Here is a 15,478-nt window from a genome sequence, read left to right as displayed (position 1 = left end):
AAGGAACTTGAAGAAACCATGAATAAATATAATACTTTGAGAGAAAGGGAAATATTGAAATTAAGGTATGGCTGGGATAATTGTAAATGTATGACCTGTCAGCAGCTTGGGGAGATACATAATGTTACTAAAGTTACGATTAATAATATTGAACGTACAGCACTTGAGAAAATGAGAAAATCACCATGGGGAGCAAGGAAGGCAAAAGAACTGTATATCCAAAAGAGAGAGGAATCAAGTCATAGTATTCATTGGTCCATAGAAACCATGAATTTTGCTGATAAATATTTATATGGCAGTGGGTAAAAACCTTGGCCAAATATTATTGAAATAAGGAAAAGATAATTGGATAAAAGAGTTTATATGGTGAGATTTATATAGCTCTTACGGGGTCTGAGAGCTTGGCGAGGTTGATGATAAATAGGTTATTAGAACAGCTGAGATCCTATGGTATCTGAGAAATCAGTATGGAAATACAACCAAGGAAACAAGTAAGACTAGCAGAAGTACCATTGGAAATTCAACTAACGTTAATTACATAATACACCACATTATTCAATCTTCAAAGAACAATAAGGGACAAAAACTCAAATTATTAATGCTAAGGTTTGGACGTTTGTTTTTCAAGTATAAAGTTGATTCCGTTAAATGCAATGTCACCGGCTGCTTTTGCTAAGTCTTCTAAAGAAAGTTCCGAATTTATACTAAACCATTCAATATACATGCACATAAGTCCAGAAGCAATGAATTCAGCATATAAACTTAACAGCTCTTTATTAATCTTAAGTTCTTTATCAAATTTTTCTATAATTGTATCTTTTAATATTTTCTTTACTTTAATGAAAAGAAAATTATAAGAATTTGCGCGAATTAACTTTTTATAGAAATCATAATCTTCGGTAATCACATTGTTTAAACTAGTTAAAAAAGCATATCCATCAAATTGCACTTGTAAAAAATCATATTTTTCTAAAATAAACAAAAGCTTTTCCTTAATTTCATTTCCTATCTTATCAAAGATATCATTTATACTTGTATAATGCATATAAAAAGTTTTGCGGTTTATATTTGCCTTTTCTGCTAGTTCTTTTATAGTGATCTGAGAAACATCTTTTTCTGCAAGCAGAGTAACTAAGGCATCACATATGCTTTTCTGAGTTTTTCCAATTCGTCTATCTTTTGTTCCTGTGTTTTTTTTCATAATATCCTCCTAAAGTAACATTTCATTTTAATATGAGTATTAAACAACATCTCCTTGATTTTTGGCCATTGTTTATTGAGCATGAGCCAATTATAATACATCTATGAGTAATAAGCAACACATGTTACATTCTGAAAATAAGAAGGTTGTTTGTAAAGGGGATAGTTAAGGTGAATTATATATACTGTACATTTAGTTATGGAGGTATACAAAATATAGGAGTATGTATTATTTCCTTTAATATTTTTATTAACATAATGGAGGTTTTTAACTTGCACTATAAAATAACATACCCAACATAGTTATGGAGAAGAACGGATTATAGATGAAAGGGGTGATATTAATGATTCATGAAAAGTTAGGGGCGATTAAGAGGTTAGGGCCAATTATATTAGTAATTATTATAGTTCCGATACTATCTGTATACATAAAATCAATAAATAGTTCAAAAAATAGCTTATCTAGTATAAAAGAAGTAAAGGTGCAGGAAATTAAAGGTGGAGATACAAGTAATTTATCTGAGTTATCAGGAACTCTCCAGCCTTTTCAGGAAGTAACTGTTTCTTTTGAAGTTTCAGGTATAATAAATTCTTTAAACATAAAAGAAGGTAGTAATATAAATGTAGATGACATTTTAGCATCTATAGATGACAGTAATTATGAATTACAGGTTCAACAGGCACAGGCTAATACACAAAAAGCTCAGGCAGCATATAATGAAACTGCTAAAGGTGCAAGAGAACAACAATTGGCAGAAGCCAGTTTGAAGCTAGAACAAGCAGAAACAACTTATAATCAAGCTGTGACTGACTTTAAAAGAAATGAAACACTATATAAATCAGAATATATATCACAAAGTGATTATGAAAAATCTCAAAATAATATGATTTTAACCCAAAAAGATATGAATACTGCACAGGAGGCGTATTCACTTGTTGCTGCTGGTGCAACTGAGGAAGAAAAACAGCAAGCAAATGCGGCATATAAACAAGCTGTTTCTGCTGAAGAGCAAGCTCAACTAGCACTTTCAAAAACTTCACTTAAATCTCCAATGAAAGGTGTTGTAATATCAAAAAATATTTCACAAGGACAATTAGTATCGTCAGGAACTCCAGCATGTACAATAGCGAATATAGATAAACTTAAAGTTGATTTACCTGTACCAGATAATGAAATACCATCATGGAAAATAGGAGATAAAGTAGTTGCAATCTTATATGATAAATCAGTAGATGGAAGTGTAACAAATATATTTTCAGCAACTAATGAAAATACTGGAACTATAAATGTAGAAGTTACTTTAGATAATACATCACATAACTGGCGTCCTGGACAAGTAGTCAACTGTGAACATAGCGTTAATGGCTCATTTACTATTTTTGTTCCAAAAGAAGCAGTAATAAGTAATGGAAGTTCATCTCCTTATGTTTTTCTTTTAAAAAATAATAAAGCAGTAAAAACCAATGTTGAAATTGGAGATTTAAAAAATAATAAATTAGAAATTAAATCGGGTGTAAAAAAAGGTCAAAGTCTAATTACCGATGGCGCATACAAGTTATCTAATGGTGATAAGGTAAATGTAGTAGGGAGTGACAATGAGTGATTGAATTTATATTAAAGAAAAGGAAAATAACTATACTATTTTTTGTAGTAGCTGTTATTGGAGGTATTTATGGTTTCATTACTTTACCAAGGCAGGAATCACCAGATGTTACTAGTTATACTGCAATGGTAACAACTGTATTGCCTGGAGGAACTCCAGAAAAAGTGGAACAAACTGTAACAAAAAAAATAGAAGAAAAAATAAAAGAAATACAAGGTTTAAAATCAATTACTTCGGAATCGAAAGATAGTGTATCTATTATTACAGTAGAAGTTACTAAAAACCAAAAACCTAAAGAGAAGTGGGATGAACTTAGAAAAAAGGTGCAAGATGTAGAAGCAGATCTACCAGAAGATGCAAAAAAACCACAGGTAAATGACGATCTATCGAAAACATTTATACAAACTTTAAATATTACAGCAAACTCTTTAGATGATTTATACAACATAAGATCAAATATTAACAGTTGGGAGGATCAACTTAAAACAATTTCAGGAGTAGCTGATGTTACAATAATAGGAATGCCTGAAAAACAAGTAAAGGTAGAGCTTGATACTCAAAAATTATATAATTATGGTATAACGTGGAAACAGGTAACAGCTGCAATCCAAGGGGATAGAGATAAAACACCGTTAGGTAATTTAGATAATGAAAATCATAGATATCAGCTAGTATTAGATGAATCGTATGATCCTGATGAATTAAATAATGTAATTGTTTCAACTACAAAAGAAGGAATCCCTATTCATTTGGAGGATATAGGAAAAGCTTATATGTCTACTCAAAAAGTTGATCATTATGTATATCATAATGGTAAACCAGCTATAAATATATCTATTAATGCTGAATCTGGGACAGATGTGCCTTCAGCACAAAAAAAAGTTACTGAAAAGATAGCAACTTTTAAAAAATCTATGCCTGAAGGAATCAAATTTGAAAATGTATATTCTACAAATGAAAGATTAAATGAATTGTTCTCCAGTTTGACTCATGAAGCAATTTCAGCTATTGCTTCAGTTTTAATTGTATGTTCTTTAGGGTTAAGTTTTAATACCTCACTTATGATTGCACTAGCAATACCTATATCCATGTCAGTAAGCTTAATGTTAGCTCCAATCTTTAGTGTTACTTTTAATCAAATTACTGTATATGCATTAATTGTAGTGCTTGGAATCCTAGTAGATGACGCTGTAGTTGTAAATGATAATATAGACAGACATATTACTGATTTAGGAGAACCTGTGGAAAAAGCCGCTATAAATGGTCCTAAAGAAGTTTTTACATCTATCTTAACTGCCACACTAGCAACCATTGCTTCATTTCTTCCTATAGCTTTTCTCCATGGCAATGTAGGACAATTTGCCCGACCACTGCCAGTTATTGTTTGTATTGCTATGATAACCTCAATGTTTATAGCTCTTACCATTATACCTATTTTTCGTATATGGCACAGTAAAAGAGCTGTGAAAAGGGAAGATTTTATCAAACCTGCAGGACTTCTAGGAAAACAAATTAATAGAATTATAGCCTGGTATGCTAATAAATTTATGCCTAAAATATTGGATAAACCATTAAAGGCAGTTACAGTATCGTTGTTAATTACACTGTGTGCCTATAGCTTAATAGTATTTGTACCAATACAACTTTTCCCGAAAGCAGATAGAGCTGAAATGCTCATAAATATAAATAATCAACCTGGAAGCAGCATAAAGGATACTAATGCTCTTGTGGAAGATATATCAAGATGGGTAAGAACACAGCCAAATGTAAAATTGGTATCAGCTTATGCAGGTGGTCCAGCTCCTTCTATGTTTTTATCAGATGAAACTATTAGTGATAGCGAACAATCAGGACAAGTTTTTGTAAAAATTGATAAAACAAAAATGAAAACCTCTGATATTATTGACAAATGGAAGAGAGATTTGAAGAAACTATATCCACAAGCAGAGGTAATACCTAGAGAATTGCAAATGGGATTTCCAATAGGCAAACCAGTAGTAATAAGAATTTATGGACAGGATATAGATACTTTACGCAATTTATCTCAAGAGGCACAAAGTAAAATTAAAAATATCGATGGAATTTCTAATGTAAAAGACAATATTGGCATTAATAATTATAGTTATAAAATAGAAATAAATAAGGCATTAATGGATAAAATGCAGGTTAACTATTCAGATATCACAAGTACTGTCCGTCTCATAAATGATGGTATGACCATAGATAAATTTGATGATAAAAGTGATGTATCAGACATAGTGTTATATGCAGATAAACCGAAGGAAGATCCTATGATAAGTTTTGGTCGTTTAAATGTTCCAAATGCTCAGGGACAGCAAATACCTCTAAGACAACTTGCTAAAATTACTCCTTATTTTTCAATTAATACAATACCACGTCGTAACTTAACTCGATATGTTGAAGTATCTGCTGATGTGGATGGTAAAACAGCAGCAGCTGTTATGAAAGATGTCAAAAAAGCAGTTAGTACTATTAATTTACCAGAAGGTTTCAGCTGGGAAGCAGGTGGAGAAACCATTGAGTCTGTAGATATATTTGTGGATTTAATAAAGCTTTTAATAATATCTGCATTTTTAATTATAATAATTATAATATTACAATTTTATTCCTTCAGCGCCCCGGTAATAATTACCAGTACCTTTTTCTTAGCTTTCGGAGGCAGTATAATTGGATTATTTATTACAGGAAAGCAGTTGGGTTTTATGGCTATTCTAGGATGTATTGCCCTGATAGGTATTGTTGCAAGAAATGGTATAGTACTTATAGAATTTATTGAAAATGAACGTAAAAGAGGTGTTGAACTTAAACAGGCGGTTATTAATGCCGGAGAAGCTAGACTTAGACCTGTTGCATTAACTGCTATGACAGCTATTGCAGGACTTATCCCAATGTCTGTAACTGGAGAAGCACTTTTTAAGCCTATGGGAATAACAATAATTTTTGGCTTAATGTATTCTACAATATTAACTTTAGTTGTGGTTCCATCACTTTATACAATTATTGCCAGGCTTAAGATAAAGTATAGAAATTTAAGCTAAAAGTAGACTATGCTTTTAATCCAGATAACCCTCAATTTGTTTTGACAACAGGCGGGGTTACAATATTATTAAAATTGTTCGTTTGGCATTAAAAAACACATATGTATGATATTTAAATAGCAAAGCATATTCTTAAGGGAAAGGTTATTGGTGATCACAATGAAATACAATGTTTATGATTATTTTCAAAAATATACAACAGATCCACTTTATTTAAAATTATTTGCTGTATGGGCATGCGTTGCTTCAATCATAGCTATTTTCTGGTGTTTACATAGAGTTATTAAAAAGAAGGATTACCTTCCTTTATTAGCCTGGATTGGAGGGTTCATTGCTTCGTTTAATGAAGGTTCTATGGACTTGGTTGCTCACCTATATTGGCCGCTGAATACTGTAGATGTCACTGGAGTTGCATATTGGAACGCTGGGAATCCTATCCCTTCTTGGGCACCTATATGTTATGCTTTCTTTGTTGGATTGTCGGGGTATTACTGCTATACCAAAATGGAAAAGGGAATCACAATAAAATCGCTTTTCAAGCTATTTATTATAATGATGATACTTGAAGCTGCCCTCGAGATTCCGGCAACAATCATGGGAGCTTATGTATATGATAAACAACCTCTTATGATTATGGGCTTTCCTTTATGGGCTGCTTGGGTTAATGGATTCGGTTATGTATTACTTGGTGCTCTGATGTACTATTTTGTGCCTATTCTGAAAAAAGGGTGGCGGATGAGCCTGATTCCGCTTTTAGTACCATTTGCTTTCACAGCAGCATGGCCTATGATTTTATGGCCAGTATATATTTCTCTGAACTGGAGCGGTACCTCTACAGTCCCTGTGGTTGGTCAATATCTTTTAACTATCCTTTCCTTATGCCTCGCTATCTTAGGCATCACAGGATTGGCAAGTGCAGTTTGCACTGACTCCAAATGGAGACTCTTGAGGTCAACTGAAAAAATGAATATATAGATATAATTAACAGAATAGAATCTTAGGGTCAAGGTCTTACCCTTATATATTTTTCATTAAAAAATTTTAATGAAAAATAGTACTGTAAGTACAATAACGGTATGTTTCCTTATAAAGCGAAGTTTAGAAAAAAAGTATATATAATAAATGTTACCAAACAAAAAATGACTAGGCGTGTCTGAAAACAAGCTACACATTATATTATTTTGACAAACTAAAAATAGAAGGAAGATAAACAAAAGCAAGAAAAGAAGATGCGAACTTGTCATAACGAGTTGCAGCTCTGTGGAAATGCTTGATTTTATTAAAGAAACATTTAACTAAACGGCGTTCTTTGTATACCCACTAGTCACAATCCCAAGGATTTTGAGTAGTGGATTTTGGTGGAATAGTATAAGAAGCTCCTTTTGAAGTAATATATTCTCTAATTTCCTTTGTACCATATGCTTTATCACCTAAAATATTGCTATCTTTTATATTAATAATTGGAAAGAACATCTACAGCTAGTGTGCTATCAATTAACCTTATAAGGTTATCATACCAGGGGGTGGTATATGCGTTTTTTAAAAATTACTTTCCATGATATGTTTAATGCAGAAGATGTGCTAAAGAATCATATGAAAGAAATATGAATTATTACAGTAAACTTTGAATTGAAAAAGGAGAGAATATTATGAAGATAGATAGCTTCTTCAGATTACCAATGATGCCAACAAATATTCCATATAATGCATCAGCAGCAAACCTTACTGGTATTGGTTTTATTATAATGATAACAATAGCTTTAGTATATTCAATAAGGGAATATAAAAAAACAAAAACATTTATGCCTCTTGCTTTATCTATTGGTTCTATTTTTATCGTTATAACTGAGGTTTTTGTGGATGTTGTGGGATGTGTGTACTATCCTACTCCAGACTATATTTTATTCACAATTCTAGGAAGGGATATGGGATGGTGGTGGATCCCTTGTAATGTTGGAGGGGCTTTCCTAGCAGCTTGTATTGCATATTATTATAAAGATATTTTAAAAGGCTGGAAAGCATTTTTAGTGATGTTCATGCCTGCTTGCGCGATGGCGGCACAGTATGCGTTTATAGCATTACCGTCATGGATTGCTGTAAATGGGGAATATCCAACGATTGTTACTCAGCTAGCTGGAGTTTTAACACTTGTATTAGGTTTTTTCGCTTTTGCTATAGAAATCAATTTATTTCTCAAGAAAAATCCATTCGATTTTAAGTAAAGCATTTTTTTATAAGTTTAATACTAAAACACATATGAAACAAAAACTGTAGATTTCAACTAGGGCATATAAATATTTAGAGCTTATACGTAAATAATTTTGCTTCTTATAAAATTAAAAAAATTTTTCATGTTATCGTAGAATTCATCAGTTATTTTCAATAATTATTTTTTGTAACACTTCTTTTTCTAGGTATGAAATATTATTTACGGATAGGCCCTCAGTTTTAAAGGAGTGGATATGGATGATTACAAAGCTGATTTTAAATAAAAAAAATGGAGTCGAAACATTTGAAGAAAGAATAGCACCAATATGGTTTTGGTCAAGTTTTGGATTGATAATAGCTATTTTTTCATGCTATGTCTATAGTAGATGGATTTTTGATCCTATACAGTCACTAGCAGTACCAATATTAAATAATTCTATGAGTACAAATCAAGTATTAAGAATTCGTATTATGGAAGCCACAAGCATGTGTATTGCATTAAGTATGCTTTGGGTTTATCTTTTTAGGGCATTGATAAAAAAACACAAAGTACCAATTGAAGGTTATATATTGGTTGGAACACTATTTGGATATGTATTTGATACGACAATAAATTATTTCAACTATGTTATGGCATGGAATATATATTCGATTAATCTAGGTACTTGGGCTGCCTTTTTTCCAGGACATACTGGTCCAACACGTTATGCAGAAGGGTTATTATGGGGACCTTCTATGTATATGTATTTTGGGTTGTTACTTGGTTTAATACAGTATAAATTTATTGAAACCACTAAGTCTAAAATCGGTGCAATATATGCGTTTGTGATCTCATTTTTTATAGCGTTTGTTTTTGATTTAGTTGTGGAGTCATTTATTATACGGACAACACAAGCATATGCATATCCTCACATTATTCCCATACTGTCAGTATGGGTTGGCAAGCAATACCAATTTCCACTATATGCTAGTTTTCTAGTAGCAATATATTCAAGTATATATCTATGCTTTATTTATTCATCAAAAAGAAATAAAGAATCATTTGTAGAACGTGGAGTCAGATCATTACCAAAGCAAATTCAATTTCCAATACGAGTTCTTGCTGGTATAGGATTTGCATCATTACCAATCGTAGTCTATTTTAGTGGCATGTTATTCTTTGGGCTATTTGCTAAAACGACTATTTCATTACCCATATATCTGTTACCAGCAAATTAATGTTTGATTAATTGGATTCTCATAAAATGTAGTGAAGAAGAGTACGTAAAAGCTAATTGAGAGATTGAAAGCATAAACCATAACCCGTCCTTCGACTAACTCTTCCAATATGCTCAAAAAATTAGTCTTAGTGAAATACTGTACACTCACTGTCATTTTCTGCAAGAAGATAAGTGCACTACGAATTGCATAGTCTAAAAGTTTAAAAGTTTATTGGTACAATCTCAATTTTGAAAACAGGAGGAAATAGTTATGGAAAATCTAATGGGTACTAATGCCAAGACCCAACGTTTATGTGCGTGGGCTGGTGTATTAGCTAATGTATTATGGGTAGTAGGTGAAATACCATTTACTCATTGGTGGGCACCTCACTCACCATTATGGGGACCGTCAGAAGTCGCGAAACTTTTTCAAACCAATACAACCGCAATTGTGATTGGCCTAATTCTTTTTGGTTTCGGAGGAGCCCTCTATTTGCCATGGACCGCCGAAATTTCTGTTCAATTAAAGAGAATTGAAGGTAAAAATTCACCTTTGACATATGTCAATTTGGGGCTTGGTGCATGCTTTGTCTGGGTATTTTTAATTCCTTGGGTGCTTTGGCAAGTCATCGCTTTTAGAGCTTCAACTGCTTCGCCAGAGATATTGTGGATTTTGGATGACTTGGCATGGATAACTAATATAAGCCCTGTTAATATCGTTTTAATCCAAGGGATTTCCATTGGAATTGCTGTCCTAAGCGATAAGCATTCAAAACCCATTTTCCCCCGTTGGTTTGGCTGGTACTCGATTGCTTCAGTTTTTAGCTTTTTGCCAGGAGCGTTCAGTCCACTGTTTGAGACTGGTCCTATAGCTTGGGATGGTCTGCTCTCATTTTGGATTCCATTTGCTACATACCTTGCGTGGATGACTGTGACGACAGTCATGCTGCTGAAGGCAATAAAACGTCAAGAACAGGAGGAACTTAGTGGTATTGAGACCATTAAGTAGTCAACGGAGGATATTAAGACAATCGATATTATAGAATTTTTATAAATTTTAATAGAGAAAATGGCAAACCCAGTGAAATCTGGGGACGCAAAGCCATAGGGTCTAAAGCACTTAACAAAGCGTTATGATAGCCTGGTTGCCAATTGTTACAAGCACACGCCTGCCCCCCTTCGGGGTGGGCGTGTGTGTATTAGGGGTACGGCAACATAGCCAAAAAGGCATTCTAAAAATAATATTCAGAAAGGACTTAAATACCCTTAATGTTGGTTTGTAATAAAGTTTAATTAGAATAATCCTTAAAAACAGCTTGAAATCGTAAATCTAACTTATAATATTTGAAAAAAGTTTAATCAAAAGCATAATTTTAAGCTAATTATTTCGGGTATGAAACTTTAAGGGGCTGCACCCCTATTTATTACGTTACTTTCAATATTCGTATAAAAATTTTAATATGTAAATTAGCAATGGTAGCCAAACAGCAGGAGCAGTTAAACCGTTTTATAGTAACTATGTGGTATATATTAACATCTTAGAAGTAGACCATGAAAGAAACGGTGTAGACAAAATAGATAAGCTGGAAACCGCTATTAATGATATACGTCAAAAGTATGGTTCTTCAATAATTAATCGTGCAATATTGAGGAAGAAAAAATGACTCCAGGTTAGTTTTAAACTGGGGTATGTTTTGCTGTCAAAAATAATTTTCAGCACCTATCTTTTTTATTCAAGTTATAATTTTACATCTAATCTAAGGACGGCTTAATTACTAGAGTTAACTAGTTTGTCTTTGCCCGGCTCTTTGATTATTTTATTTTGGTCCAGAAATAGTTTGAAAGTATAGCGTTAGGTTTGCTAGCCCTATGCTTTATTTTTTGGTAACTGGTATATTTCCAAAACTAGATCTTGCTCCATTTGGGGTATAAAGCTATATTTATTTTATCACTTTGAGCCGATTAAATAATATTATAAATAAAAGAACTTATTAATAAATCATGATAAATTTTAATAATTATTTTTAAGTTTGGTGACAAAAAGGTGACAAAAGTATAAAAAAAGCATTCTGGAATTTTCACCCAGAATGCTTTTAACCCTTGAAAATGCTTGGTGCCGAAGGCGGGACTTGAACCCGCATGCTGTCACCAGCGACGGATTTTGAGTCCGTTGCGTCTGCCAATTCCACCACTTCGGCATGATATAAGCCAGCTTGATTTACTTTTAATGTATATTAATTCCTGTAGTTAACATATAAAATAATAACAGGTGCTAAGGTATTTGTCAACTAGAATTTCAAAACTTGGCAGAAAATTTTTTACAGCAGTTTTAGTTTCAGAATAAGGATGCTTTCCTGTGTAGATGTCAGTATTATACTGATTATATTAGCACCTCTTATATAAAAGATATACATAAAAATAATTGATAACTAATCACTAAATACTACTCCATCATTTTCTTGTATAAGATTACTTATAGAATTTGCAATCTTATCTATCTGATTATAATCTAAAATATCTGGAGTGTCTGTAGATTTATGAACTAATTTTTCTATACCTTCCTGCACAAAAAAAACATTAGATATACCTGCTTTTTCAAAACTCGAGTTATCACCTCCAACGTTTACCTCTGTATCTGCAAATTCAATATTATCCTTTTCCAGAGTAACCCTTATAGTATATATAACTTGCTAGACACATTGCTTTTATTCTTTAAAGCAAATGTTCCTCCTGCTTTAGCACCTATAGAATCTATATTAATGTTATATAAGCTGTTGTATATAGATTTAGATTTAATCTCATTAACAAATGCACGACTTCCTACTAATCCTTCTTCTTCTCCATTAAATGCACAAAAAATTATGTCTTCATCAAAAGATTTTTCTTTAGACTTCTCTTGTAATGTATTAGCTATTTTTATTAAAGCAGATACACCGGAAGCATTATCCAAAGCCCCTCTAATAATTTTGCCATCTTGATATCCTATATGATCAAAATGTGCTGATACAATTACAGCATTTTTACTTTCCCTACCCTTTATAACACCAACAACATTATTAAGTATTTTATTTGTACCAGTATCATAATTATTATAAACTAATTGTGAATATCCATCATAGTAATTATCTCCAAACAAAGGTTTTAATCCTATATCTTTAAAAATTTTTGAGATATATTGTCCAGCTTTCTCATTACCCTTCGAACCAACAAATCTCCCTTCAAACTCATTTGAAGTTAAAGTATTAACTATTTCTTTAGTTGTTGGAATTTTTGCAGAATCCTGTACCTGTACTAGCTGCTTATTACTTTCATTAACTTTTGTAGCATTATGGTTAAATGCGCTTAAAAAGCATGATGAAAAAGTCAAAGTTATAACTGCAATGGTCCCCATTTTTAATATAGATTTAATAACAATCCCTCCTTTGATTGAATTAATGCTATATATGATAATTGTACCTTGGTTGTAATAACATGTAAATAAATGCATGGAAATATTAGTAAGGATTTTGCGTGAAATGTTGAATGTTTTCAGATCAAATAGATAAAAATGAAATATTAATAGAAGGGTGAGTGTGAAAAATTTGTGTGTGAAAATTTAGGTTGCAAATTTTTATTACTGTAGTAAAATAAAAGTAAAATATAATAGTCTTGTGGGGGTGCTTATAAAAGCTGAGAAGAGATATTCTCTAACCCTTTGAACCTGATCCAGGCAAAGCTGGCGTAGGGAAACAATATTATGTAGCCTCAAAGGCTTTTATTAAGTGTATGTTTTTCTGCATACACTTTTTGTTTTTGTTCCATTGAATCTAAGAATCACTTAACATAAATAGGAGGTGTTTACAATGAAAAAAGTGTTGACAATTGCAGGCTCTGATAGTTCAGGAGGGGCTGGTATACAGGCAGATCTAAAAACTATGAGTGCTCTTGGAGTGTATGGTATGAGCATAATTACTGCTGTTACGGCTCAAAATACAGTGGGTGTACAGGAGGTTATGGATGTAAGTCCTGAGATGGTAGAGGCTCAAATAAGATCTGTATTTGATGATATAGAAGTAGATGCAGTGAAAATTGGCATGGTTTCAAATAGTCATACCATATCTGTAATAGAAAAGCTTCTTATAGAATATAAGGCCAAAAACATAGTACTTGATCCTGTAATGATATCAAAAAGTGGATATTTTCTTTTAAAACCGGAGGCTGAACGGGCTATAAAGAATATGGTGCAGATTGCAGATATTATAACTCCAAATATTCCAGAGGCAGAAGTTCTTACGGAGTTAAAAATAGAAAGTAAAAAAGATATGGAAAAAGCAGCTTTTAAGATAAAAGAAATGGGGGCAAAGAATGTACTTGTAAAAGGTGGACACAGATGTAATGATGCAGATGACATTCTACTCTATGATGGCGATATATTAAACTTGCAGGGACACAGAATAAATACTAAAAATACCCATGGTACAGGCTGTACTTTATCCTCTGCTATAGCATCTTATCTTGCAAAAGGCTGTAGTGTTCATAAAGCAGTATATCTTTCAAAACAATATATAGCTAAAGCTATAGAAAATTCCTTTACCATAGGTAAAGGAGTAGGTCCGGTAGGACATCTTATTGAAATTTATAAAAACGCTGGGCTGGATTATTAGTAATTAATAACTAAATTAAATATAAAAGGAGACTAAAAAATGAGCAATTTTAAATTAGATGAAGTGTCAAAAGTATTAACGGAAGTTAGAAAAAGGGTACCACTTGTACATTGTATTACTAATTATGTAACCATAAATGATTGTGCAAATGTTCTTTTATCTTATGGTGCTTCACCAGCCATGTGTGAGGCATATGACGAGGTTTTTAATTTTGTAAAAATATCTTCTGCCCTATATATAAATGTGGGAACCCTTACTAAAGAGCAAGAAACGGCGGCAATTTTAGCCAGTATGTCTGCAAAAATCAATAATATTCCTGTAGTTTTGGATCCTGTAGCTTGTGCTGCCATCCCACGAAAAATTCAGGTTATAGATAGAATTCTCAAGGTTGGAAGAATTGATGTCATAAAGGGAAATATAGGTGAGATTAAATTTTTAGCAGGTGAAACTTCAAGTGTAAAAGGGGTTGATTCATTGGATACTGGAGAGGGTGCATTGGATTCCTGTATAGCTTTATCTGATAAATATAATTGTGTAGTTGCCGCTACTGGCAAAAAGGATTTTGTAGCGTATGGAAAAAATAGTGCCATAATTGAAAATGGAACAGAAATGTTAACTAAAATAACAGGAGCAGGATGTATGGTGGGGGCACTTTGCGGGGGCGCAGCAGGGGCTTTTGAAGACAAATTCATAAGTACTGTAAGTGCTATACTCTCCATGAATATAGCAGGAGAAGAAGCTTATAGAGAGGCTAAGGCTCCAGGAAGTTTTAGGGTTAAGCTTATAGATTACATATATGAATTAAGTGAAGAAAAATTGAAGAAAGAGGGCAAAATAACATGGAATTAGATTATAGTTTATATCTGGTTACAGACAGAAGTTTTTTAAAAGAAAAACTTCTCCATGAAGCTGTGGAAGAGGCCATTTTAGGCGGTGTTACTATGGTCCAGTTGAGAGAAAAGGATGCCTCCACAAGAGATTTTTATAGGCAGGCATTGGAAGTTAAAAAAATAACTGAAATTTATAAAATTCCTCTGATAATAAATGATAGATTGGATATAGCACAGGCTGTGGATGCAGAGGGAGTACATCTTGGACAAAGCGATATGCCTTTAACTACAGCAAGAAATATTTTAGGTAGGGATAAAATAATAGGCATATCCGTAGGTAATGTAGAGGAAGCTTTGGAAGCAGAGAAAAATGGGGCAGATTACGTTGGAATAGGAACGGTATTTTTTACGGGTACTAAAAAAGATATAGATACACCTATAGGTATAGAAGTACTGGAGAAAATATGCAACAGCATAAACATACCTGCAGTTGCCATAGGAGGTATTAATGAGAATAATTTTAAAGAAGTGCTATCTACTGGAGTTGATGGTATTTCTGTCATATCTGCCATCTTAGGAAAAGATGATATAAAGATTGCTGCTGAGGCATTACGCAAATAGGGCATGCTTAAAATAGTGTTGCCATCTGCGGCTTGTTATTTATTTTAGTATATGTAATATTACTATTGACTCATAAAGATAAAGGTTTATACTTTAACATATGAGTTATAGAAA

Annotated in this window: 14 protein-coding genes, 1 tRNA gene and 2 riboswitches; of the genes, 10 read left to right on the top strand and 5 right to left on the bottom strand. The window is 32.7% G+C overall.

Translation table 11 applies throughout. From position 1 onward, the window contains the following. Positions 1-306, top strand: a 306-nt coding sequence (locus ACJDU8_RS20375) for a sigma factor-like helix-turn-helix DNA-binding protein (protein WP_406794010.1), incomplete at its 5' end; no start/stop codon positions are given. Between the two features lie 295 nt (positions 307-601). Here ACJDU8_RS20375 and ACJDU8_RS20370 read toward each other — a convergent pair. Then, the gene (locus tag ACJDU8_RS20370; protein ID WP_406794009.1) at positions 602-1,201 is read right to left on the bottom strand and encodes a TetR/AcrR family transcriptional regulator; all 600 of its coding nucleotides are present in this window, start codon (positions 1,199-1,201) and stop codon (positions 602-604) included. 343 nt (positions 1,202-1,544) lie between these two features. Between ACJDU8_RS20370 and ACJDU8_RS20365 the strand changes: the two genes are divergently transcribed. From ACJDU8_RS20365 to ACJDU8_RS20355, 3 genes are all read left to right on the top strand, one after another. Further along, positions 1,545-2,804: an efflux RND transporter periplasmic adaptor subunit gene (locus tag ACJDU8_RS20365; RefSeq protein WP_406794007.1), complete on the top strand. Its 1,260-nt coding sequence runs from the start codon at positions 1,545-1,547 to the stop codon at positions 2,802-2,804. Then, positions 2,801-5,863 carry an efflux RND transporter permease subunit gene (locus ACJDU8_RS20360; RefSeq protein ID WP_406794006.1) on the top strand — a complete coding sequence of 1,021 codons (3,063 nt, stop codon included), beginning with the start codon at positions 2,801-2,803 and terminating at the stop codon, positions 5,861-5,863. The genes ACJDU8_RS20365 and ACJDU8_RS20360 overlap by 4 nt, the downstream gene beginning before the upstream one ends. 159 nt (positions 5,864-6,022) lie before the next feature. Further along, complete coding sequence (locus ACJDU8_RS20355) at positions 6,023-6,838, top strand: hypothetical protein (protein ID WP_406794005.1); 816 nt, start codon at positions 6,023-6,025, stop codon at positions 6,836-6,838. A 345-nt stretch (positions 6,839-7,183) separates the two neighbouring features. Here the strand turns inward: ACJDU8_RS20355 and ACJDU8_RS20350 are convergent, their stop codons facing one another. Then, positions 7,184-7,336: a transposase gene (locus tag ACJDU8_RS20350; protein ID WP_406794004.1), complete on the bottom strand. Its 153-nt coding sequence runs from the start codon at positions 7,334-7,336 to the stop codon at positions 7,184-7,186. 176 nt (positions 7,337-7,512) lie between these two features. On the opposite strand from ACJDU8_RS20350, the gene ACJDU8_RS20345 reads away from it, so the two are divergent. The 3 genes from ACJDU8_RS20345 (at position 7,513) to ACJDU8_RS20335 (ending at position 10,279) form a co-directional block, all read left to right on the top strand. Further along, complete coding sequence (locus ACJDU8_RS20345) at positions 7,513-8,085, top strand: hypothetical protein (protein WP_406794003.1); 573 nt, start codon at positions 7,513-7,515, stop codon at positions 8,083-8,085. A 244-nt stretch (positions 8,086-8,329) separates the two neighbouring features. Next, positions 8,330-9,289, top strand: coding sequence for a spirocyclase AveC family protein (locus ACJDU8_RS20340; RefSeq protein WP_406794002.1), 960 nt, complete (start codon positions 8,330-8,332; stop codon positions 9,287-9,289). A gap of 252 nt (positions 9,290-9,541) precedes the next feature. Beyond that, on the top strand, positions 9,542-10,279 hold the full coding sequence (locus tag ACJDU8_RS20335; protein ID WP_406794001.1) for a hypothetical protein: 738 nt from the start codon (positions 9,542-9,544) through the stop codon (positions 10,277-10,279). Between the two features lie 52 nt (positions 10,280-10,331). Continuing rightward, a riboswitch (cyclic di-GMP riboswitch) is annotated at positions 10,332-10,423 on the top strand. Between the two features lie 958 nt (positions 10,424-11,381). Here the strand turns inward: ACJDU8_RS20335 and ACJDU8_RS20330 are convergent. From ACJDU8_RS20330 to ACJDU8_RS20320, 3 genes are all read right to left on the bottom strand, one after another. After that, a tRNA-Leu gene (locus ACJDU8_RS20330) sits at positions 11,382-11,468 on the bottom strand. 231 nt (positions 11,469-11,699) lie between these two features. After that, positions 11,700-11,855, bottom strand: a complete 156-nt coding sequence (locus ACJDU8_RS20325) for a hypothetical protein (RefSeq protein WP_406794013.1) — start codon at positions 11,853-11,855, stop codon at positions 11,700-11,702. Positions 11,856-11,941: 86 nt separating this feature from the next. Next, positions 11,942-12,637, bottom strand: a complete 696-nt coding sequence (locus ACJDU8_RS20320; RefSeq protein ID WP_406794000.1) for a M28 family peptidase — start codon at positions 12,635-12,637, stop codon at positions 11,942-11,944. A 275-nt stretch (positions 12,638-12,912) separates the two neighbouring features. Then, positions 12,913-13,015: riboswitch (TPP riboswitch) on the top strand. 97 nt (positions 13,016-13,112) lie between these two features. Here ACJDU8_RS20320 and thiD point away from each other — a divergent pair. From thiD to thiE, 3 genes are read left to right on the top strand one after another with little or no spacing between them, the layout of a single operon-like run. Next, entirely contained in the window at positions 13,113-13,913 is an 801-nt protein-coding gene (gene thiD, locus ACJDU8_RS20315; protein WP_406793999.1) for a bifunctional hydroxymethylpyrimidine kinase/phosphomethylpyrimidine kinase, read from the top strand. Between the two features lie 39 nt (positions 13,914-13,952). Next, entirely contained in the window at positions 13,953-14,762 is an 810-nt protein-coding gene (gene thiM, locus ACJDU8_RS20310) for a hydroxyethylthiazole kinase (protein ID WP_406793998.1), read from the top strand. Beyond that, positions 14,753-15,364: a thiamine phosphate synthase gene (gene thiE, locus ACJDU8_RS20305; RefSeq protein ID WP_406793997.1), complete on the top strand. Its 612-nt coding sequence runs from the start codon at positions 14,753-14,755 to the stop codon at positions 15,362-15,364. Before thiM ends, thiE begins: the two co-directional genes overlap by 10 nt. Positions 15,365-15,478: the final 114 nt, after the last annotated feature.

The organism is Candidatus Clostridium eludens (assembly GCF_045310515.1).
GTDB classification, from domain to species: domain Bacteria; phylum Bacillota; class Clostridia; order Clostridiales; family Clostridiaceae; genus Clostridium_B; species Clostridium_B eludens.
The sequence above is the reverse complement of the archived record's forward strand: the minus strand, read 5'-3'. Positions and strand labels throughout refer to the sequence as shown.